General features: G+C 64.1%; 22 protein-coding genes. 12 read left to right on the forward strand and 10 right to left on the reverse strand.

Annotated elements, in window-relative coordinates; all coding sequences use genetic code 11:
* Positions 1-81: 81 nt before the first annotated feature.
* The 5 genes from ubiE (at position 82) to coaBC (ending at position 4,491) form a co-directional block, all read left to right on the forward strand.
* Positions 82-858 (forward strand): bifunctional demethylmenaquinone methyltransferase/2-methoxy-6-polyprenyl-1,4-benzoquinol methylase UbiE, encoded by a 777-nt coding sequence (gene ubiE / locus NKJ12_RS11430; RefSeq protein WP_352702723.1) that lies wholly within the window; start codon positions 82-84, stop codon positions 856-858.
* Positions 859-928: 70 nt separating this feature from the next.
* Positions 929-2,503, forward strand: a complete 1,575-nt coding sequence (gene ubiB, locus NKJ12_RS11435) for a 2-polyprenylphenol 6-hydroxylase (RefSeq protein WP_352702726.1) — start codon at positions 929-931, stop codon at positions 2,501-2,503.
* A gap of 71 nt (positions 2,504-2,574) precedes the next feature.
* The gene (locus NKJ12_RS11440) at positions 2,575-2,835 is read left to right on the forward strand and encodes a FitA-like ribbon-helix-helix domain-containing protein (protein WP_254816871.1); all 261 of its coding nucleotides are present in this window, start codon (positions 2,575-2,577) and stop codon (positions 2,833-2,835) included.
* On the forward strand, positions 2,832-3,239 hold the full coding sequence (locus tag NKJ12_RS11445; RefSeq protein ID WP_352478132.1) for a type II toxin-antitoxin system VapC family toxin: 408 nt from the start codon (positions 2,832-2,834) through the stop codon (positions 3,237-3,239). Before NKJ12_RS11440 ends, NKJ12_RS11445 begins: the two co-directional genes overlap by 4 nt.
* A gap of 25 nt (positions 3,240-3,264) precedes the next feature.
* Positions 3,265-4,491, forward strand: coding sequence for a bifunctional phosphopantothenoylcysteine decarboxylase/phosphopantothenate--cysteine ligase CoaBC (coaBC, locus tag NKJ12_RS11450; RefSeq protein ID WP_352702728.1), 1,227 nt, complete (start codon positions 3,265-3,267; stop codon positions 4,489-4,491).
* On the opposite strand, the gene NKJ12_RS11455 is transcribed toward coaBC, so the two are convergent.
* The 7 genes from NKJ12_RS11455 to NKJ12_RS11485 all read right to left on the reverse strand — a co-directional run bounded on the left by NKJ12_RS11455 (position 4,488) and on the right by NKJ12_RS11485 (position 10,180).
* The gene (locus NKJ12_RS11455) at positions 4,488-5,942 is read right to left on the reverse strand and encodes an MFS transporter (RefSeq protein ID WP_352702731.1); all 1,455 of its coding nucleotides are present in this window, start codon (positions 5,940-5,942) and stop codon (positions 4,488-4,490) included. The genes coaBC and NKJ12_RS11455 overlap by 4 nt on opposite strands.
* Before the next feature lie 348 nt (positions 5,943-6,290).
* A complete protein-coding gene (locus tag NKJ12_RS11460) occupies positions 6,291-6,764 on the reverse strand; it encodes a DUF992 domain-containing protein (protein ID WP_254816875.1) in 474 nt (157 codons plus the stop codon).
* A 136-nt stretch (positions 6,765-6,900) separates the two neighbouring features.
* Positions 6,901-7,746 (reverse strand): tetratricopeptide repeat protein, encoded by an 846-nt coding sequence (locus NKJ12_RS11465; protein WP_254816876.1) that lies wholly within the window; start codon positions 7,744-7,746, stop codon positions 6,901-6,903.
* A gap of 161 nt (positions 7,747-7,907) precedes the next feature.
* Positions 7,908-8,180, reverse strand: a complete 273-nt coding sequence (gene rpsU, locus NKJ12_RS11470; RefSeq protein WP_023675331.1) for a 30S ribosomal protein S21 — start codon at positions 8,178-8,180, stop codon at positions 7,908-7,910.
* Positions 8,181-8,445: 265 nt separating this feature from the next.
* Positions 8,446-8,832, reverse strand: a complete 387-nt coding sequence (locus NKJ12_RS11475; protein WP_254816877.1) for an SET domain-containing protein — start codon at positions 8,830-8,832, stop codon at positions 8,446-8,448.
* 108 nt (positions 8,833-8,940) lie between these two features.
* The gene (locus tag NKJ12_RS11480) at positions 8,941-9,699 is read right to left on the reverse strand and encodes an SDR family oxidoreductase (protein ID WP_352702733.1); all 759 of its coding nucleotides are present in this window, start codon (positions 9,697-9,699) and stop codon (positions 8,941-8,943) included.
* Between the two features lie 106 nt (positions 9,700-9,805).
* Entirely contained in the window at positions 9,806-10,180 is a 375-nt protein-coding gene (locus NKJ12_RS11485) for a YrdB family protein (RefSeq protein WP_352478142.1), read from the reverse strand.
* Between the two features lie 200 nt (positions 10,181-10,380).
* Here NKJ12_RS11485 and NKJ12_RS11490 point away from each other — a divergent pair, with 200 nt between their 5' ends.
* From NKJ12_RS11490 to NKJ12_RS11515, 6 genes are read left to right on the forward strand one after another with little or no spacing between them, the layout of a single operon-like run.
* A complete protein-coding gene (locus NKJ12_RS11490; RefSeq protein WP_352702735.1) occupies positions 10,381-11,634 on the forward strand; it encodes a sarcosine oxidase subunit beta in 1,254 nt (417 codons plus the stop codon).
* On the forward strand, positions 11,634-12,056 hold the full coding sequence (locus NKJ12_RS11495) for a hypothetical protein (RefSeq protein WP_352702738.1): 423 nt from the start codon (positions 11,634-11,636) through the stop codon (positions 12,054-12,056). The genes NKJ12_RS11490 and NKJ12_RS11495 overlap by 1 nt, the downstream gene beginning before the upstream one ends.
* A gap of 8 nt (positions 12,057-12,064) precedes the next feature.
* Positions 12,065-12,361, forward strand: a complete 297-nt coding sequence (locus NKJ12_RS11500; RefSeq protein WP_292519105.1) for a sarcosine oxidase subunit delta — start codon at positions 12,065-12,067, stop codon at positions 12,359-12,361.
* On the forward strand, positions 12,358-15,351 hold the full coding sequence (locus tag NKJ12_RS11505) for a sarcosine oxidase subunit alpha (protein ID WP_352702739.1): 2,994 nt from the start codon (positions 12,358-12,360) through the stop codon (positions 15,349-15,351). The genes NKJ12_RS11500 and NKJ12_RS11505 overlap by 4 nt, the downstream gene beginning before the upstream one ends.
* Positions 15,344-15,922: a sarcosine oxidase subunit gamma gene (locus tag NKJ12_RS11510; RefSeq protein ID WP_352506380.1), complete on the forward strand. Its 579-nt coding sequence runs from the start codon at positions 15,344-15,346 to the stop codon at positions 15,920-15,922. The genes NKJ12_RS11505 and NKJ12_RS11510 overlap by 8 nt, the downstream gene beginning before the upstream one ends.
* Before the next feature lie 53 nt (positions 15,923-15,975).
* A complete protein-coding gene (locus NKJ12_RS11515; RefSeq protein WP_352506379.1) occupies positions 15,976-16,200 on the forward strand; it encodes a hypothetical protein in 225 nt (74 codons plus the stop codon).
* Positions 16,201-16,301: 101 nt separating this feature from the next.
* Here NKJ12_RS11515 and NKJ12_RS11520 read toward each other — a convergent pair whose 3' ends face one another.
* Positions 16,302-16,541 carry a DUF680 domain-containing protein gene (locus NKJ12_RS11520; RefSeq protein WP_352506378.1) on the reverse strand — a complete coding sequence of 80 codons (240 nt, stop codon included), beginning with the start codon at positions 16,539-16,541 and terminating at the stop codon, positions 16,302-16,304.
* A gap of 177 nt (positions 16,542-16,718) precedes the next feature.
* Complete coding sequence (locus NKJ12_RS11525; RefSeq protein ID WP_352506377.1) at positions 16,719-17,357, reverse strand: TetR/AcrR family transcriptional regulator; 639 nt, start codon at positions 17,355-17,357, stop codon at positions 16,719-16,721.
* A 191-nt stretch (positions 17,358-17,548) separates the two neighbouring features.
* On the opposite strand from NKJ12_RS11525, the gene NKJ12_RS11530 reads away from it, so the two are divergent.
* Entirely contained in the window at positions 17,549-18,256 is a 708-nt protein-coding gene (locus NKJ12_RS11530; protein WP_352702740.1) for a hypothetical protein, read from the forward strand.
* 21 nt (positions 18,257-18,277) lie between these two features.
* Here NKJ12_RS11530 and NKJ12_RS11535 read toward each other — a convergent pair whose 3' ends face one another.
* The gene (locus tag NKJ12_RS11535; RefSeq protein WP_031211357.1) at positions 18,278-18,772 is read right to left on the reverse strand and encodes a MaoC family dehydratase; all 495 of its coding nucleotides are present in this window, start codon (positions 18,770-18,772) and stop codon (positions 18,278-18,280) included.
* Between the last annotated feature and the right edge of the window lie 26 nt (positions 18,773-18,798).

Genomic DNA, 18,798 nt, shown 5'->3' on the forward strand with positions numbered 1-18,798 from the left:
GGCCGAACACCGCGCCTTAAACAATAGCGCCCGCACCATCGATCGGCTATGGTCCCGCCGATTTTATGGCGGATCAAAACGATGTCGGTTGAAAGAACCACTGCTGCGGGCGGCATGGAAACCTCCTATGGTTTCAAGCGGGTAGGACCAGGCGACAAGCAGTCCCTGGTCAATGATGTTTTCCACAAGGTGGCGAACCGCTACGACCTGATGAACGACCTGATGTCGGCCGGGTTGCATCGGTTGTGGAAGGACGCCATGGTTGCCTGGCTCAATCCACCGAAGCGGCCGGGCTGGAGCGTTCTCGACGTTGCCGGCGGCACCGGCGATGTCGCCTTCCGCATCGTCGAGGCGAGCGGCAGGCACGCTCATGCAACGGTTCTCGATATCAACGGCTCGATGCTCGCCGTCGGCCGCGACCGGGCCGAGAAAAAGGGCCTGTCGGCAAATACCGATTTCGTCGAAGCCAATGCCGAGGAACTGCCTTTTGCCGACGCTACTTTCGACGCCTACACCATCGCTTTCGGCATCCGCAACGTGCCCCGCATCGATGTGGCGCTCGCCGAAGCCTATCGCGTGCTGAAGCCGGGCGGGCGCTTTCTCTGCCTTGAATTCTCCGAGGTCGAGATGCCGCTGCTCGACAAGGTCTACGAAGCATGGTCGTTCAACGCCATCCCGCGGATCGGCAAGGTGGTGACCGGCGATGGCGAGCCATATTCCTATCTGGTCGAATCGATCCGCAAATTTCCCAATCAGCAGAATTTCGCGGCGATGATTTCGCGCGCCGGCTTCGAGCGCGTCTCATTTCGCAACTACTCCGGCGGCATCGCCGCGCTCCATTCGGGCTGGAAGCTTTGAGGCTGGCCCGTATCTTTCGTACTCAATGTGCTCTTCGCCGGTCTAGGAAATCGGCGAGGCAAAGCCAGCCATGAGCAGCATCGGCGCTGGTTTCAGGCTCGTGCGGGCCGGCTGGGTGCTGGTCCGCGAGGGTGTCATCGCGGCTTTGCCCGGTGACGAGCTCTTCGGCTTGCCGAAATTCGGCTGGCGCATGGCCCGGCTGTTCACCCGCCGTCACGCGCTTGCCTATGAGCGTGGCGACAGGCTGGCCAAGGCGGTCGTGCGGCTCGGCCCGTCTTACGTCAAGCTCGGCCAGTTCCTGGCGACACGGCCGGATGTCGTCGGAAACGATATCGCGCTTGATCTTGCCATGCTGCAGGACAAGATGCAGACGTTTCCGAAGGCCGAGGCTGTCGCCGCGATAGAGGCCTCGCTCGGACGCAGGGTCGACGAGCTCTATGTCAGTTTTGGCGAGGCCGTCGCCGCCGCCTCGATCGCCCAGGTCCATACCGCCGAAATCCTGCAGAACGGCGTCGTTACCCGGGTGGCGGTGAAGGTCATCCGGCCGGGCGTGCGCCGCCGCTTCTTTCGCGATCTCGAGAGCTATTTTCTCGCCGCCCGGCTGCAGGAAAAATACATCCCGTCGTCGCGCCGACTGCGGCCCGTCGAGGTGACCGAGACACTGGCCCAGACGACCAAAATCGAAATGGACCTGAGGCTGGAGGCGGCGGCTTTTTCGGAGCTCGGCGAGAATACCAAGGACGATCCCGGCTTCCGTGTGCCGTCGGTCGACTGGGAGCGCACCGGTCGTGACGTGCTGACCATGGAATGGGTCGACGGCATCAAGATGAACGATATTGCCGGCCTAGCCGCCGCCGGCCACGACCTGAAGGCGATTGCCGCCAACCTCGTTCAGTCGTTTCTGCGCCATACGCTGCGCGACGGTTTCTTCCATGCCGACATGCACCCGGGCAACCTGTTTATAGAAGCCGACGGCACCATCGTCGCCGTCGATCTCGGCATTGCCGGCCGGCTCGGCAGGAAGGAGCGCCGGTTCCTCGCCGAAATCCTCTACGGCTTCATCACGCGCGATTACCAGCGCGTCGCCGAAGTGCATTTCGAGGCCGGCTACGTGCCGCGCCAGCACAACGTCGCAGCTTTCGCCCAGGCGATCCGGGCGATCGGCGAACCCATACACGGCCAGCCGGCCGAGACCATCTCGATGGCCAAGCTGTTGACGCTGCTGTTCGAGGTGACCGACCTGTTCGACATGGCGACGCGATCCGAACTGGTGCTGCTGCAGAAGACCATGGTCGTTGTCGAAGGCGTCGCCCGCACACTCGATCCGGCCTTCAACATGTGGAAGACGTCGGAGCCGGTGGTCAGCGGCTGGATTGCGCGCAATCTCGGCCCGCGCGCGCTGCTGGCCGATGCGCGCGACGGCGCCAACGCGCTGCTGGCGCTGGCCCGTCAGGCGCCGGACCTCGCAGCCCGTACCGAGCGGCTGTCGCGTGAGATCGACCTGATGGCCGAAAACGGCCTGCGCTTCGACGAGGGGACGGCGGACGCGATCGGCAAAGCCGAGGCGCGCCACACCCGCTCCGGCCGGCTGGCGCTGTGGGTGATCGCGCTGACGCTGGTGTATATCGCCTGGAAGCTGCTCTGATTGCAATGACAGCAGTGCTGTCATTGCAATCACGCCGCTTGTCGCTTATGTTAACGGCGAGGAGCTACGCTATGAGCACTATCACAATCCGTAATCTTGATGACGAAGTGAAGCAGGTGCTGCGCGAACGCGCTGCCGCGCGCGGCGTTTCAATGGAGCAGGAAGCGCGGGATGCCTTGCGCAAAGTGACGATCCCCGAGAGCAAGCTCCAGAACGGGGAGTGGCGGCTGAAAGCGTCACGTGACGAGATCTTGGCGCTCGGACGGAAATCAGAACACCCCATTGACCTCAAGGCGCTTACTGATCACATGTGGGATGAGGGACTTCTGTGACCGTTGCAGTTGATACGTCTGCGTTAATCGCAATCATCGGCGCAGAGCCGGATGCGGCTGCATTCGTCGATGTTTTCGGCACCTCATCTGCTGTACTGATAAGCACTGCAACACTTCTGGAGGCACATTGTGTGGCGAACCGGTCCGGCGGTGGCATCAACCCCGCCGAACTTCAGGTGCTCATCGATCGCCTCGAACTGACGGTCGTTCCTTTTGATCTGGCTCAGCTCGAGGTCGCACGACTTGCCTACTCTCGGTACGGTCGCGGATCCCGCCATCGTGCTGACCTCAACATGGGCGACTGTTTCGCCTATGCCCTGGCCAAGACCCGAAACCTGCCGCTACTTTTCAAGGGTGACGATTTCATCCATACCGACATCGAATCGGCGCTGAAGCCGGCATGACATTGGACAAGAACTGGCCTCGGGCATGACCCTCTCCGGCAAGCGCATCCTGCTCATCATCGGCGGAGGCATTGCTGCCTACAAGGCGCTCGACCTGATCCGTCGGCTGCGCGAGCGCGGTGCGGCAGTGCGGGTGGTGATGACCGCCGCGGCGCAGGAATTCGTCACCACGCTGTCGGCCGGGGCGCTGTCCGCCGACCATGTTTTCACCGAACTGTTCGACCGGCAGGACGAGCACGATATCGGCCATATCAGGCTGTCGCGCGAGGCCGACCTTGTGGTCGTGGCGCCGGCCACCGCCGACCTGATGGCAAAGCTCGCCAATGGCCATGCCAACGACCTTGCCTCGACCGTGCTCATCGCCACCGACAAGCGAGTTTTGATGGCGCCGGCGATGAACCCGAAAATGTGGGCGCATCCGGCGGTCCGCCGCAACCGTGCGGCGCTGAGCAAGGACGGCGTCGCATTCGTCGGCCCGGCGAAGGGCGAGATGGCCGAGAGCAACGAGGTGGGCGAGGGCCGCATGGCCGAGCCGCTGGAGATCGTCGCCGCGATCGAGGCGCTGCTCGACGGCCGGCCAAAGCCGCTGGCAGGCAGGAAGATCATTGTCACCTCCGGGCCGACGCATGAGCCGATCGACCCGGTCCGCTACATCGCCAACCGGTCGTCGGGCAAGCAGGGCCACGCCATTGCGGCGGCGCTGGCCAGGCTCGGCGCCGATGTGCGTCTCGTCTCCGGTCCGGTTGGCATTGCCGATCCGGCCGGCGTCGCCACGCTGCATGTCGAAACGGCCGTCGAGATGAAGGACGCTGTCGAGCAGCTGCTGCCGGCCGACGCGGCAGTGTTCGTCGCGGCTGTCGCCGACTGGCGCTCTCAAAGTTCGGCCGGGGAAAAGATCAAGAAGGTGGCGGGCGAGGGGCCGCCGGCGCTGCAGATGGTGGAAAATCCCGATATTCTTGCCGGTGTCGGGCATCACAAAAAGCGGCCGATGCTGGTGGTCGGTTTCGCTGCGGAGACGCAGGATCTGGTCAGGAATGCCGAGGCCAAGCTTGCAAAAAAGGGGGCCGATCTTATCGTCGCCAATGATGTCTCGCATGAAGATGGTGCTCCGGGCGTGATGGGCGGCGACCGCAACAAGGTGCGGATCGTCTCAAAGGCCGGCGTCGAGGAATGGCCGGAGATGAGCAAGGATGAGGTGGCGACGCGGCTCGCGGCACTGATCGCCGAGCGGCTGAAGACGGTCTTCGTCTAGTCAATCTCCCCTGCGAGGGGGGAGATCGGCAGCTTCGCTGGCGGCGCCCCCGAAATCCGCAAGGCGGCAAGGCATCCCAGGATCCCGAGCGGGATAAACGCCAGGAACAGCCAGGCAGCGACGTTTGCCGCGGCCTCGCGGTTCAGGCCCTCTGAAAAGCCGCTGGCGTTGGCTACGATGCCGGTCAATGCCGCACCCACGGCATAGCCGATGCGCTGCATGGTCGGCACGGCGGCCGAGGCGATCGTCTGCTCGCCCTCCCGCGCCGATGCCACGATTACGCGCGTGACGAACGGCAAGGCGATGCCGAAGCCGCCGCCTTGCAACAAGGCACAAAGCAGGATCAGCGGGATCGAGCCCGCCGGCACAGTATAGGCGAAACCGGCAACGCCCGTGGCGATCATCAGCGCACCGCCGACAATGATCAGCCGCTCGCGTTCCGGCGGCGCATTGGCGACGAGGATCGACAGGATCGACCAGGCGATCGATTCGGCGGCGATGATGTAGCCGGTGGTCAGGATCGGGATGCCGTGCAGGCTGGTCAGGAGCAGTGGCCCGTAGACCGCGAACGAGCAGGTCGCCACCGAAAATGCCGCGACCATGGTCATGCCCGCGCCGACCGGCGAGCGCCATGAGAACAGCCGCGACGGGAACAGGCGCGAGCGCGGCTTCAGTGCGTCGATATAGATAAACAGCGCCAGGCCGATCAGGCCGAGGCTGAGCAGCAGCGACGAGCGCAGCAGGGCGATGTCGACGCCGGCGGTGGCGATCAGCACGACGCTAACGGCGAGGCAGCCAAGAGCCGCCAAGGGGAAGGGCGGCGCCGAGCCGCCGGTCGCCTGCGGCCTTGTTGCTTCAGGTGTATCGAGCACAAGGAAGCTTGCCAGCGCCATGGCCGTGCCGCCGAGGGTGAAGACGCCGAAGGCCCAGCGCCAGGACAGCAAGTCGGTCATGACCGCGCCGAGCACCGGTCCGCTGAAGGCGGCGACACCCCAGATCGCCGACATGACGCCGAAAAGCTGCGGCCAGATCGCCCGGGCAAACAGCCGCTCGACCGAGACGAAGGCCAGCGACACCAGCGCGCCGCCACCGAGCCCCTCGATCAGGCGGCCGCAGAGGAACAGCGGCATCAAAGGCGCGGTGGCGCAAACCAGCGCGCCGCCGGCATAGAGCATCGCGGCGACCATCATGTTGGTGCGCAGCGCGACATAGCTCACCAGCCGTCCGGCGGCCGCACCGGCAACGATGGCGCCGAGCTCGTAGATCGCCAGCGACCAGCCCACCAGTTGCACGCCGGCGAGCTCGCCGACCATGGCCGGCATGACCGTTGCCACCATCGTTTCGTTGGTGGCGTGCAGCAGGATGCCGAGGCTGATGAAGCAGAAGCGCGCCAGATCGCCGCTCGCCCACAGCGCGCGCCAGTCGACCCTGTTTGTGCTTGTCTTGGTCATCCGGCCCCCTAGGCTTTTCTTAGACGCTGGTCTAAAGTATTGAAGCGTTCTTCACGTCCAAGTGAGTACATGCCGCAGTATGGGAGGACTTCTAGAACCTCAACCGCAGTTGAGATCAAGCGGCTTTGATCGCCGTTGACGTGGCGGATTTCAAAGTTGTGCGATGGGGACGATCACGAGGCGTTGAGATTCTGGTCAGACCGAAGACGTGATCTTCGAGCGCCGCAACTTTGAACATCACGGCGGCCCATCCTCCGCGGAGTGGGCCTGCCGGAAACTATAAGCCTTCGGCAGCTATTCGCAGGCCGACACCTGCGCTCCCCGCCGCTCGGGAGCCATGCTACGCCGCTATTTCAACGAGTGGATCAGATCCAGCGAGGTGACGGCGACCGCCAGGTTGACGCCCGTCTGTGCCTGGACACTGAGCGGCTGCAGCGAAAAGGCGCTGTCGAGGCCGCCGACCAGGAGATTGGCGCCGCCACCGGTGACCACGCTGGCCTCGGCGTTCACGCCATAGTAGCTGCCGGCAAGGTCGCCTTCATCGTGGTTGCGGGTCGCCGCCAGAACCGCCCATACCAGCTGGCCCTGATGCGTCCGGCCGACATCGACGCCGAGCTTGGAAATCACCCCGGTATAGACTTCGGAGGGGCCGCCACGATGTGGACGAAAGACACAGGAAACACCCTTGTTGGAGGTGACGAGATAGGCCGTGCCGCCGTCGATGGTGCAGTCGAGCACGCCGAGCTGGAGCTTGCTGGCGCTGGCGGGAGCGGCAACGACGGTCGTCGCGAGAGCGGCGGCACAAGCGAGTTTCTTGATCATGGCAGGGTCCTTTCGAAATTACCTTGTACAAACGGCTGAGCACGCCGAGCGTTCCGCCGAAAACCTGGCGCCAGCAAGGCAAGGGTAAACGCAGGGTTGTCGGGGCGCGGAAAGGGCCGGCCGATTAACCGGCCGCTCAGCCGGTGCTGGTGCGGGCCAGGCCGTCCTTGGCCGGCTGGTAGGTCGGATTGAGGTGCACGGCCTCGCGGTAGGATTTTGCGGCCCTGGCCTTGTCGCCGCGCCGCTCGTAGATCAACGCCTGGTTGGACCAGGCCTCGGCGTTCTTGCCGTCGAGCTTGATGGCCATGTTGAAGTCGGCGAAGGCATTGTCCTCGTCGTTCATGGCCAGGTAGGAGAGGCCGCGTCCATTGTAGGGCTCGGAGGCGTCCGGCGCCAACGAAATGGCGGTCGAGAAGTCCTCGATGGCAAAGGCGTGCTGGCCCTGGCTCTGGTAGATCAGGCCGCGATTGTGATAGGCGCGCGCGTCGGTCGTGTCGAGCTGGATGGCCTTCTGGAAATCGTTGAAGGCTTCCTGCACCCGGCCGGCCCTGCGGTAGAGATTGCCGCGGCCGATATAGGCGGCGTCATAGTTGGGATTGATCTGGATCGAGCGGTTGTAGTCGGCAAGCGCGCTCGCCTGATCGCCGAGGAAGCGCTGGATGAGCGCGCGATTCGAATAGGCCTGGTAAAAATTCGGATTGAGCTGGATGGCGGTGTTGAAGTCCTTCAGCGCCGCCTGGTACTGGCCGCCACGGCCATAGGCCGAGCCGCGCACATTGTAGGCTTCCGGATCCTGGGGGTTGCGCTGGATCACCGCCGACAGCGAGGAGATGTTCTCGCTCGAGGCTTGCGCCTTGTCGATGTTGTTGAACTCGCCGGTCGGAACGCTCTGGCAGCTGGCAAGCGCCATCCCGGAAAGCAGGGCTGCCGTCAGGGCGAGGCCGCGCCACGCGGTTCTGCGCTCTACGGTAATTGCGTCCATGTCTGCCCTGTCCTTACTGCGCCGTCTGGTCCGTTCCCCCTCCGAACCGGCATCTCTCCCAACCGGTCCTTTCGGACCGGGTCTAAATCACAACAAAAAGGTGGCGGCGATTCCGCATCGCGCCACCCTGGATATCCTTGGAAAAGGACGAAAAATTGGCGTTAGAACCGCGGCGGACGCGGGGCACCGGCACCGGCAGCACCGGCCGCGACCGGACGCGGCGTCATCGGCAGCAGGCCTTCGCGCTGGGCACGCTTGCGGGCCAGCTTGCGGGCGCGGCGGACGGCTTCCGCCTTTTCACGGGCGCGCTTCTCGGAGGGCTTCTCGTAATGTCCGCGCATCTTCATTTCGCGGAAGATGCCTTCGCGCTGCATCTTTTTCTTGAGCGCGCGAAGCGCCTGATCAACATTGTTGTCGCGGACGAGTACCTGCACGGGCAATCCTGTCTTTCGGGTTTGAAATCAATAGGCAAGCGGCCATAGCCACAAGCCTCCGCGGCGCGTTACACCACGAATTGGGGCGGCTGATAGCAGAATCAAGGCGCTCTGTCCACTGCCGATTGAGAGGTGGTGCCGACCCCGAAACGAAAAACCCGCCTCAGCGGCGGGTCGTTGGTCTGAATCAGCACCATAGGAGATTACTAGCATAGCTGCCGGCACAAAGCAAGAACAAAATTCGCCTTGGGCCAGATAGGCGACGCTACGCCGTGGCCAGGTGGAGCTGCTCGAAACCCTCGAAGAACTCGCCGTAGTCGCAGGTTATCTCCTCGCCGGCGGCGATGTCGCGGGTCGCAGTGGCCCCGCCATATTGCGAAAAGTCGGTGTTCGGTTTGTCGGCGTGGTTCATGAAGCGGCCATTGTCGACCTCATAGACCATGAAGCCCGGCCGGTCCGGACTGGGATAGGCATATCTGTCGAGCAATTCCTTGAGGTGCGGCGGCGCCGTCTCGTATCTTTCCACCGGGATCAGCCGGTCGAAATCCGGATCGAGCCGCCAGATCTGCGCCCCTTTCCGGATCGGCTCGGCGGCGAACACGCCGACGCCTTCGATTGCGCTTGCAGCGATATAGGTCCTGATCAGCAGCATGTTTCCAACCCGTTTTCGAGGAGAAGACGGAATCGTCAAATCGCCGGGAAAAGCAAGACCGGTTTTCAGGCATTGCGGCTGGCGGGCCTACGCCGACCGCGAAACGCTTCACGTGCGGGTGATCGAGACGCCGCCGTCGGCGAACAACGCCGTGCCGGTGGTGAAGCTCGATGCATCGGAAGCCAGATAGAGCGCCGAGCGGGCAATCTCGTCAGGCTCGGCGACGCGCTTCAAGGCATGCAGGTTTTCGACGAAGGCTCGCGATTCAGGGGTCTTGAACGTTGCCGAAGGCGTGTCGGTGCCGCCCGGCAACAGCGCGTTGACCCGGACGCCCCTAGCGCCATATTCGGCGGCCAGCACCTGCGTCAATCCGATCAGTCCGGCCTTGCTCGCGGCATAGCTGGTCATGCCGGGCATGCCGACCGTGTGGCCGACAAAGGTGGAGGTGAAGATCAGCGATCCGCCGCCGCGGTCGACCATCGCCGGCACCTGATATTTTGCGCCGAGAAAGGCGCTGGTCAGGTTGGTGTCGAGCGTCTCGCGCCAGCCCTCCAGCGACAGCTCCGAAACCGGCCCTGTCTTGCCGACCGAACCGGCATTGTTGAAGGCGATGTCCAGCCCGCCGAATTTCTCGACCGCGAGGTCGACCAGGGCCTTCGCGTAGGCTTCGTCGCGGACATCGCCGGCAAGGGCGATGGCGGTGCCGTCGGCGTCTTCGATTTCGGCAACGAGCGCGTCAAGCTCCGCCTTGCGGCGGGCAGCGACGACCACCTTGGCGCCTTCCTCCGCAAACAGCTTGGCCGTGGCGCGGCCGATCCCGGAACTGGCGCCTGTGACGAGGGCAACTTTGTTGGCAAGTGTGAGCATTTTCCTGCATCCTTTTCGCGCCGGCCCTTGCCGGCAATCGGGATGCTTGGTCGCAAATCGAGGCGGCGCGAGCCACCCGATACCTGCGAGGTCGTGTCGGCCTGGACTATTGCCTAAGCAGCCAGCCGAGCCGATCGAGCGAAAATGCGTAGCTGACGGCGATCAGCAGTGCGACGGCTATGCCGGCTGTCGTGCAACCGGCCAGGTGGAATCCGGCAGCGCCGCCGAACAGGATGACGAGTTCGAGCACCAGCCGCAAACCGCCCGGCACCGGAACCGGCGCCCGCCCCGAGCGGCTCGGATCGTTCGGCACCGCGAAGATTCCCCAGAGCGCGGCGGCGCCGAACGGCAATGCCACGGCAAGGATCCAACGCCACATGCCCGCTGAGAGGCTCCAGCCCGCCATGCCGAGGCCGAGCAAAGCGGCGAGCTCCAGCAGGAAGCGCAATGTCAGATTCCACCAGACGTTACCCACCGCCATAATCCTCCGATCGTCAGTCAACGGATAGCGCTCGAAGGCAATTGCATCAACCTGCCCGCATGCCTCTTCTCCACCATGGCGCAAAACGGCAAGCGCCGTCGCAAACAGTGCAAGGCTGGCAGCGCCGTTTCGCTAGTGATACAAGCTCGCGCGCCGGGGTTGGCTGATCTGCCCGGCCGTCATTTGCGAGGCCTGCGACGTTGAAGAAATACTCGGTATTCGCCATCGCCCGCGAGGCCATGCGCGGCCATAAGGGTTGGGAGGAGCAGTGGTCCTCGCCGGAGCCGAAGAAGGAGTACGACGTCATCATCGTCGGCGCCGGCGGCCACGGCCTGGCCACCGCCTATTATCTCGCCACCGTGCACGGCATCACCAACGTCGCGGTATTGGAAAAAGGCTGGCTCGGCGGCGGCAATACCGGCCGCAACACCACCATTATCCGCTCGAACTATCTCTACGACGAGAGCGCCGGCATCTACGACCACGCGCTGAAGCTGTGGGACGGGCTCAGCCAGGAACTCAACTACAACGTCATGTATTCGCCGCGCGGCGTCATGATGCTGGCCCATAACATCCACGACATCCAGGTGCTGAAGCGCCACGTCCATGCCAACCGGCTGAACGGCATCGACAATGAATGGCTGACGCCGGAGCAGGCCAAGGAATTCTGCCCGCCGCTCAACATTTCGCGCAATGCGCGCTATCCGGTGATGGGCGCCTCCCTGCAGCGCCGCGGCGGCACGGCGCGTCACGATGCGGTCGCCTGGGGCTATGCGCGCGGCGCCTCGGCGCGCGGCGTCCACATCATCCAGAATTGCGAGGTCACCGGCGTCAAGCGGGCGCCGAACGGCGCGGTCACGGGCGTCGAGACGACGCGCGGCTTCATCGGCGGCAGGAAGGTCGGCGTGGTCGCCGCCGGCCACTCCTCGGTGATCATGAACATGGCCGGCGTGCGTATGCCGCTGGAAAGCTATCCGCTGCAGGCGCTGGTGTCGGAGCCGGTCAAGCCGGTGGTGCCCTGCGTAGTCATGTCGAACACGGTACATGCCTATATCTCGCAATCCGACAAGGGCGAACTGGTAATCGGCGCCGGCACCGACCAGTATGTCTCCTATTCGCAGACCGGCGGGCTGCACATTTTGCAACATACGCTCGATGCGATCTGCGAGATGTTCCCGATCTTCACGCGGATGAAGATGCTGCGCTCATGGGGCGGCATCGTCGACGTGACGCCGGACCGTTCGCCGATCCTGGCCAAGACGCCGGTGCCCGGCCTCTATGTCAATTGCGGCTGGGGCACGGGCGGTTTCAAGGCGACGCCGGGTTCGGGCCATGTCTTTGCCCATACCATCGCCAGGGACGATCCGCACCCGATTAACGCGCCCTTCACCATCGAGCGCTTCCGCACCGGCCGCCTCATCGACGAGGCGGCGGCGGCAGCGGTGGCGCACTGATGATGACCGAGATGGCCGTCGCCATGCCGCTGATGCTCGCCGGCGAGCAAGGCCTGTTCCATTTTCCGTCGCCGGACGAGGTGCGCACGCAGCCGATCAGCCGCGCCGAAAACGAGACCGAATGGCCGTTTTCCGTCGACGACGGCATTCTGGCCTGCGTCTGGAGCGGCGGACAAAGGGTCGTCTCGTTTCTTGAAGGCCGGCCGGCGGACTTGGACGACGACGAGCCGTTCGAGCCGCGCGTCGTCATCGTCACGGTCGATCCGGTCCTGCTGACGATCGGCAACATGGCCAACCGCGACCTCTTCAGCCCTGCGGCAAGCATCGAGGAGCGCATCCGGCTCGTCGCGCCCTTCGTGACCTTGGGCCAGAGGCTTTGCGACCAACCGGCCGGCGCCCGCGTCGGCCACGGCGAATTGTAGGACCAACCATGCTTCTCATCCGCTGCCCCTATTGCGAGGAAGAGCGTCCGGAGCTCGAGTTCCGCAACGCCGGCGAGGCGCATATTGCGCGTTCCCCCAACATCGCCGGGGAGAGCGACGACGATTTCGAAAAGTTCTTCTTCATCCGCTCAAATCCCAAGGGGATCATCTATGAGCGCTGGCGGCACATGCACGGCTGCGCGCGGTTCTTCAACGCGGTGCGCGACACCGTCAGCGACAGGTTCCTGATGACCTACAAGGCCGGCGAGCCGAAGCCCACGAAGCTGCCGGGAGCCGCAAAATGAGCGCGACATTCCGCATTGCTGGCGCCGGGCGGCTCAAACAGGCAAAGATAGCTGGCTTCAGCTTCGATGGCCGTCCCTATACCGGTATCGAGGGCGACACGCTGGCCTCGGCGCTGCTTGCCAATGGCGTCCATCTTGTCGGCCGCTCGTTCAAGTACCACAGGCCGCGCGGCTTCCTGTCGGCCGGCGCCGAAGAGCCGAACGCGCTGGTCGAGATCAAGCGCGACGCGGCACGCAAGACGCCGAACGTCCGAGCTACGGTGCAGGAGCTCTATGACGGGCTGACCGCGCAGTCACAGAACCGCTGGCCGTCGCTCGCCTTCGACGTCGGCGCCGTCAGCAGTATCGCCTCGCCGATGCTTTCGGCCGGCTTCTACTACAAGACGTTCATGTGGCCGAAGACCGCGTGGAAAAACCTCTACGAACCCAAGATTAGGGCCGCCGCCGGCCTTGGCGTCGCTCCCGACCAGCCGGACCCCGACCATTATTCGGCGCGCTTCGCCCACTGCGATGTGCTGGTGCTGGGCGGCGGTGCCGCGGGTATCGCCGCGGCATTGGCCGCGGCTGAAACCGGGGCGCGTGTCATCCTTGCCGACGAGCAGGCGGAATTCGGCGGCAGCCTTCATTTCGAGAGCGGCGCCAGTATCGATGGCCAGGACGGTTTTGCCTGGGCGCAGTCCGCCGTCGCCAAGTTGAAGTCGATGGACAATGTCCGCGTGCTGCCGCGCACCACGGCGTTCGGCTATTACGCGCAGAATTTCGTCGGGCTGGTCGAGCGCGTCAGCGACCATCTGCAGAACCCCGGCCGCGACCTGCCGCGCGAGCGGCTGTGGCAGGTTCGTGCCAAACGGGTGGTGCTGGCGACCGGCGCCATCGAGCGCCACATGGTATTTGCCGAAAACGACCGCCCCGGCATCATGCTGGCGTCGGCGGCGCGCACCTATCTCAACCATTACGGCGTCGCCGTCGGCAGGAATGTCGGCGTCTATACGGCAAACGATTCCGCCTACGCGGCGGCGATCGACCTGAAAAAGGCCGGCATCAACGTGGCGGCGATCATCGATCTGCGCGACAACCCGACCGGGCCGGTGATCGACGAGGCGAGGGCGCTCGGCATCGAGGTCAATTTCGGCCGCGCGGTGATCCGGGCCGGCGGCAAATTGCGGGTGTCGTCGATGACCGTGCAGCCGAAGAATGGCGGCGGCGAACGCACCATTCCGGTGGACGCGATCTTGATGTCGGCCGGCTGGACGCCGTCGGTGCACCTGTTCTCGCAATCACGCGGCAAGGTCGCCTTCAATGACGAGACCAAGCGCTTTGTGCCCGGAATTTATGCGCAGGACTGCGTCTCGGTCGGCGCCTGCAACGGCACCGACGGGCTGTCGGCGACCATCGACGAAGCCTACGCCGCCGGCGCCAAGGCGGCCAAAGACGCCGGCGGCAAGCCGGCCAAGGGCACCAAGCCGAAGATCGACGCCGGCGAAAGCTGGTCGCGCGGCATGCTGGGTGCCGCACCCGGTGCCGGCGCCGACACGACGGTGAAGGCGTTCGTCGACTTCCAGAACGACGTCACCGCCAAGGACATCCGCCAGGCAGTGCATGAGGGCATGCGCTCGATCGAGCACGTCAAACGCTTCACCACCAATGGCATGGCGACCGACCAGGGCAAGACCTCCAATATGCACGGCCTGGCGATTGCCGCCGAGACGTTGGGCAAGCCGATCCCGCAGGTCGGGCTGACGACGTTCCGGGCGCCCTACACGCCGGTGACATTCGGCTCGATCGTCGGGCATGCGCGGGGTCCCCTGTTCGACCCGACCCGCAAGACGGCGATCCATCCCTGGGCCGAGCGCCAGGGCGCTGTATTCGAGGATGTCGGTCAGTGGAAGCGCGCCTGGTATTTCCCGAAGCCGGGCGAGGACATACATGCCGCCGTCGACCGCGAATGCGTCACGGTGCGCAAGACAGCCGGCCTGTTTGACGCCTCGACGCTGGGCAAGATCGAGGTGGTCGGGCCGGATGCGGCTAAATTCATGGAACTGCTCTACACCAATCCATGGGAAAAGCTTGAGCCCGGCCGCTGCCGTTACGGCATCATGCTGCGCGAGGACGGCTTCATCTATGACGACGGTGTCGTCGGCAGGCTTGCACCCGACCGTTTCCATGTGACGACGACGACCGGCGGTGCGCCGCGGGTCATGAACCATATGGAAGACTATCTCCAGACCGAGTTCCCACATCTCAACGTCTGGCTGACCTCGATCACCGAGCAATGGGCGGTGATTGCCGTGCAGGGACCGAAGTCTCGCGACATCATTGCGCCGCTGGTCGAGGGCATCGACATGTCGGATGAGGCGCTGCCGCATATGTCGGTGCGCGAAGGCCGGATTTGCGGCGTGCCGACCAGGCTGTTTCGCATGTCGTTCAGCGGTGAGCGCGGCTTCGAGGTCAACGTGCCGGCCGACTACGGCGAAGCGGTCTGGGAAGCGTTGTGGGCCGAGGGCCAGAAGCATGGCGCCTGTGCCTATGGCACAGAGTCTATGCATGTGCTGCGCGCCGAAAAGGGCTACATCATCGTCGGCCAGGATACCGACGGCACGGTGACGCCGAACGACGCCGGGCTCGACTGGGCGGTCGGCAAGAAGAAGACCGACTTCGTCGGCATTCGCGGCCTGGCGCGGCCGGATCTGGTCGCCAAGGGCCGCAAGCAGCTTGTCGGCCTGAAGACCAGGGATCCCAAGGTGGTGCTGGAGGAGGGCGCGCAGATCGTCGCGGACCCGAAGCAGGCAATCCCGATGAAGATGATTGGCCATGTCACGTCGAGCTATTGGTCGCAAAATTGCGGCCGCTCGATCGCGCTGGGGCTGGTCGCCGGCGGCCGCGATCGCACGGGCGAGACGCTCTATGTGCCGATGCCGAACGGGGTGATCGAGGTGGAGGTCACCGGCATGGTGTTCTTCGACGAGAAGGGGGAGCGCCTCAATGGCTAAGGCCGCCGTGAAAACCGGCGCCGCCGGACCCTCAGTCGAACGCCGTCCGGCTCTCGCCGGCCAGTCGCTTTCCGCCGCCGGCGTTACACTTGCCGTGCTGCCGCCGGCCGAGCGCATATCGCTGCGCGCGCCGGAAGCCTCGATTGCGGCACTTTCGAAAGCGCTCGGTGTCGTCCTGCCGCAAAGGCCGAAGACCTCGGCGGTAAAGGCCGGACGCACGGCCTTGTGGCTCGGGCCGGACGAATGGCTGGTCATCGACGAGAACGGAAAAGATCCGCTCGCCGACTGCGCCAGCATTTCCGTACTGCATTCGGCGGTCGGCATCTCGCACCGCAACGTCGCCATATCGGTTATCGGTCCGGCTGCCGCGGCGACGATCAATGCCGGCTGCCCGCAGGATCTGTCGCTCGACGCCTTTCCGGTCGGGGCGGCGTCGCGTAGCATTCTCGGCAAGGTCGAAATTGTGCTGTTGCGCACGGCGGCCGACGCGTTCCGCGTCGAATGCTGGCGTTCCTTTTCCGATTATGTCTTTACTTTTCTGTCCGAGGCAGCGCGCGACGCGGCAGCATAGGCATGTTCGCCGCGCCTGACCGTTCTGCGACAGCGAGCCGAGGGAGAATGCAAATGCCGCCGAACTCCGCGCCGAAGTCGCCGGTCAAGACGCCGGCCGTGCGCTCTTTTGAAGACGAGCAGCGCACTGGGACGGATATCGAAGAGGAACTCGAGGAAGGCCTCGAGGATACATTCCCGGCCAGCGATCCGGTGTCGATCACCGGAACGGCCATTCCCGGCGCACCGGCAAGACCCGGCAAGCGTAAAAACGTGGCGGGACAGAAGCGTAAGAAGTGATCTGCACGCCGCGATAAAGCAGGGCTGAAGCAGACAAGATCGGCGGCCGGAAATTCCTGCCGCCATTTCGGTTCCTCACCGCGTATTGTCGCCCGACCGGCTCAGAAGCTGCTTGGCACGATCCACGGGTCGATGCCGATGCCGAGCCTCGGGCCCTTGCTGCCGGCCTTGTGGGCCGCGGCGTCCGCCTTTTCAAGCGATCCGGTCGGCGCGCAATCGAGCTTAGCACCGGTCTTGGTGTCGATGCAGGCCGCTTCTTGCTTGGCTGGCTGACTGCTGCCGGCAAATGCGGCGCCAGAGAGCGCCAGCAGGGCGGCGAGCGTGAGGACTGCCTTCTTCATCGTCGGTCTCCGGTTCAGCTATTGAATTTCTCGTACGTGTACGGAACTGCGTACAGATACGCCCTTGACTCCCGGTGTTCAAGCAAAATCGTACGCGTACGGAGAATTGCCGAACGCTCGGCGCCGCAGCGCAGAACGTTTGGAGAAGATCCTGCAGATCGGGAGGAGCGCCGCTCTTCAGCAGTTGACCGGCGTGAGCGGCGCAATCTCGTGCGCGGCGATGGCTTCGAGCATGATGTCGCCGATCCGTGTGATGAACGTCGTCTGGTCGCCGAACGGGTAGAACGGGAAGGTGATCAGCAGCGAGATGGCGCCGTGGCCGACCGCCCACAGCATGGTGGCGATGGCGCGTGGATCGCCTCTGAGCCTGCCGGCGGCAACGCAGGCTTCGACCCTCGCGATCAGCACTTTCATCGCCGGGTTGCCGCTCTCCATTTCGGCGAAGGTCTTTCCGGCTGGCGGCCTGACTTTTTCGGTCATGAAGACGGTGCGGTATTCGTTGGGATTTTCCAGCCCAAAGGCGGCGTATTCGACAAGCACCGCCTTGAGCGCCTCGATCGGGTCGTCGGCCGTATGGTTTGCGATGCGCCTGGCCAAGGTCTCGAAGGCATCCTCGGCCAGCGCGAACAGGATGTCCTGCTTGTCGGCGAAATAGGAATAGACCGACATCGGCGCATAGCCAACGCGCTTGGCGAGCTTGCGGATGGTGAGGCCGCCATAGCCTTCTTCCTGGACAAGCTTGTGCGCGGCGTCGACAAGTTCGGAACGCAGTTCGGCCTTTTGTTTTTCGCGGCGCTCCTGGACGCTTAGCTGCAACTTTCTACTGCCTTATGACCGATGGCTGGATGCAGCATATATACGCTGTACGGCGTCGGGCAAGGGTGGCACCAAGCAGAAGGTTGACTGTCGCAATACCCATGTAACCCGGCAATAAAGACGGCAACATCGGACTGTTACAGACAAAGACTAATTCGCGGCTCTGCAAGAATTTCGTTTCGAGAGGCGTTATGACCGGAACTGAGCTTTCGTCCGGCGTGCCGGACGTGGACCCGCTTTCCCATCGCGCCAGGATGGCGCTCAGGCGCGTCGTCATGGTCGCATGGCTGGCGATCGCGCTCGGCTTTGCCATGGAAGCTCTCATTCTGACCGTCAGATTTGCGGCAGGTGCCTACCCCGCGACGACGCAGGTTCTGATCGAACTGGCGCAAGGCGTGACCTGGTCGTTCTTCGTCTGCGCCGGCGTCAGCCTCGGCACGGCACTCACCAAGGTGCGAGCCTCGCTCGGCGGCTTGATCAGCGCGATTTCAGCGCCACTGGCGATGGGCATCGCCAAAGGGACGCAAAAGGTCATGGTCAGCGCGCTGGACGCGGCGGCAAAGCCGGCCATCCTGTCGCTCACGACCCTGGGTGTACTGCGGGCGATCGAATACAGGCTGCTCGGCTGGATACTGGCGTCGCTGGCATCGAAGGAAGAACCGCGTCCGCTCCATTTCGCGCTGGCAGGCGTCCTGATAGGCGCGGTATTCGGCGGCAGCACCACGGTGCTGACCATCGACACGGCCGCGGCAAATGACGCTGCTCTCGCACTGCCGCAGGCGATCGCAACCGGCCTCAACGAGATCGTGTTCCCAATCGGCTGCTCACTGGTCGTCTACATTGGGCTGCAGGTCAGCCGCCATATGAAGTATGTCGCGGCCGAAGCCAAACAGATTTAGGTTCCCCGGCTTGGATGCCAGTCAAACCGCTTCCGGTTGGCGTTCGATCAGCGTCAGCGTCAGCCAGCGCGCGGTCAGCGCCGGTTTTTTCGAGCCCTCGATCTCGATCGTCACGTCGTGCGCCGTCTGCACCCACCCCGACGGCCTGACCTTGACGTCGGCCAGCACGAAACGGGTGCGGATGCGCGAGCCGGTCTTCACCGGCGCCAGGAAGCGCAGCGAATCGAAGCCGTGATTGACGCCCATCTTGCTGTTTTCCAGCGGCGGCATGGTTTCGAAGGTCATCGCCGACAACAGCGAAAGCGACAGGAAGCCATGCGCGATGGTGCCGCCGAACGGCGTTTCGCGGCTGGCGCGTTCCGGATCGCAATGGATGAACTGATGGTCGTCGGTGGCATCGGCGAACTGGTCGATCATGCGCTGGGTGACGACCCGCCATGGCGACACGCCGACTTCCTTGCCGACGTTGGCCAGAAGCACATCGAGACTGATCGGTTCCACGCTGATGTCCTCCATCTTCACCCCCGGCATTTCACTCGCCG

This window comes from Mesorhizobium sp. M0195 (assembly GCF_040322115.1).
Lineage (GTDB): Bacteria > Pseudomonadota > Alphaproteobacteria > Rhizobiales > Rhizobiaceae > Mesorhizobium.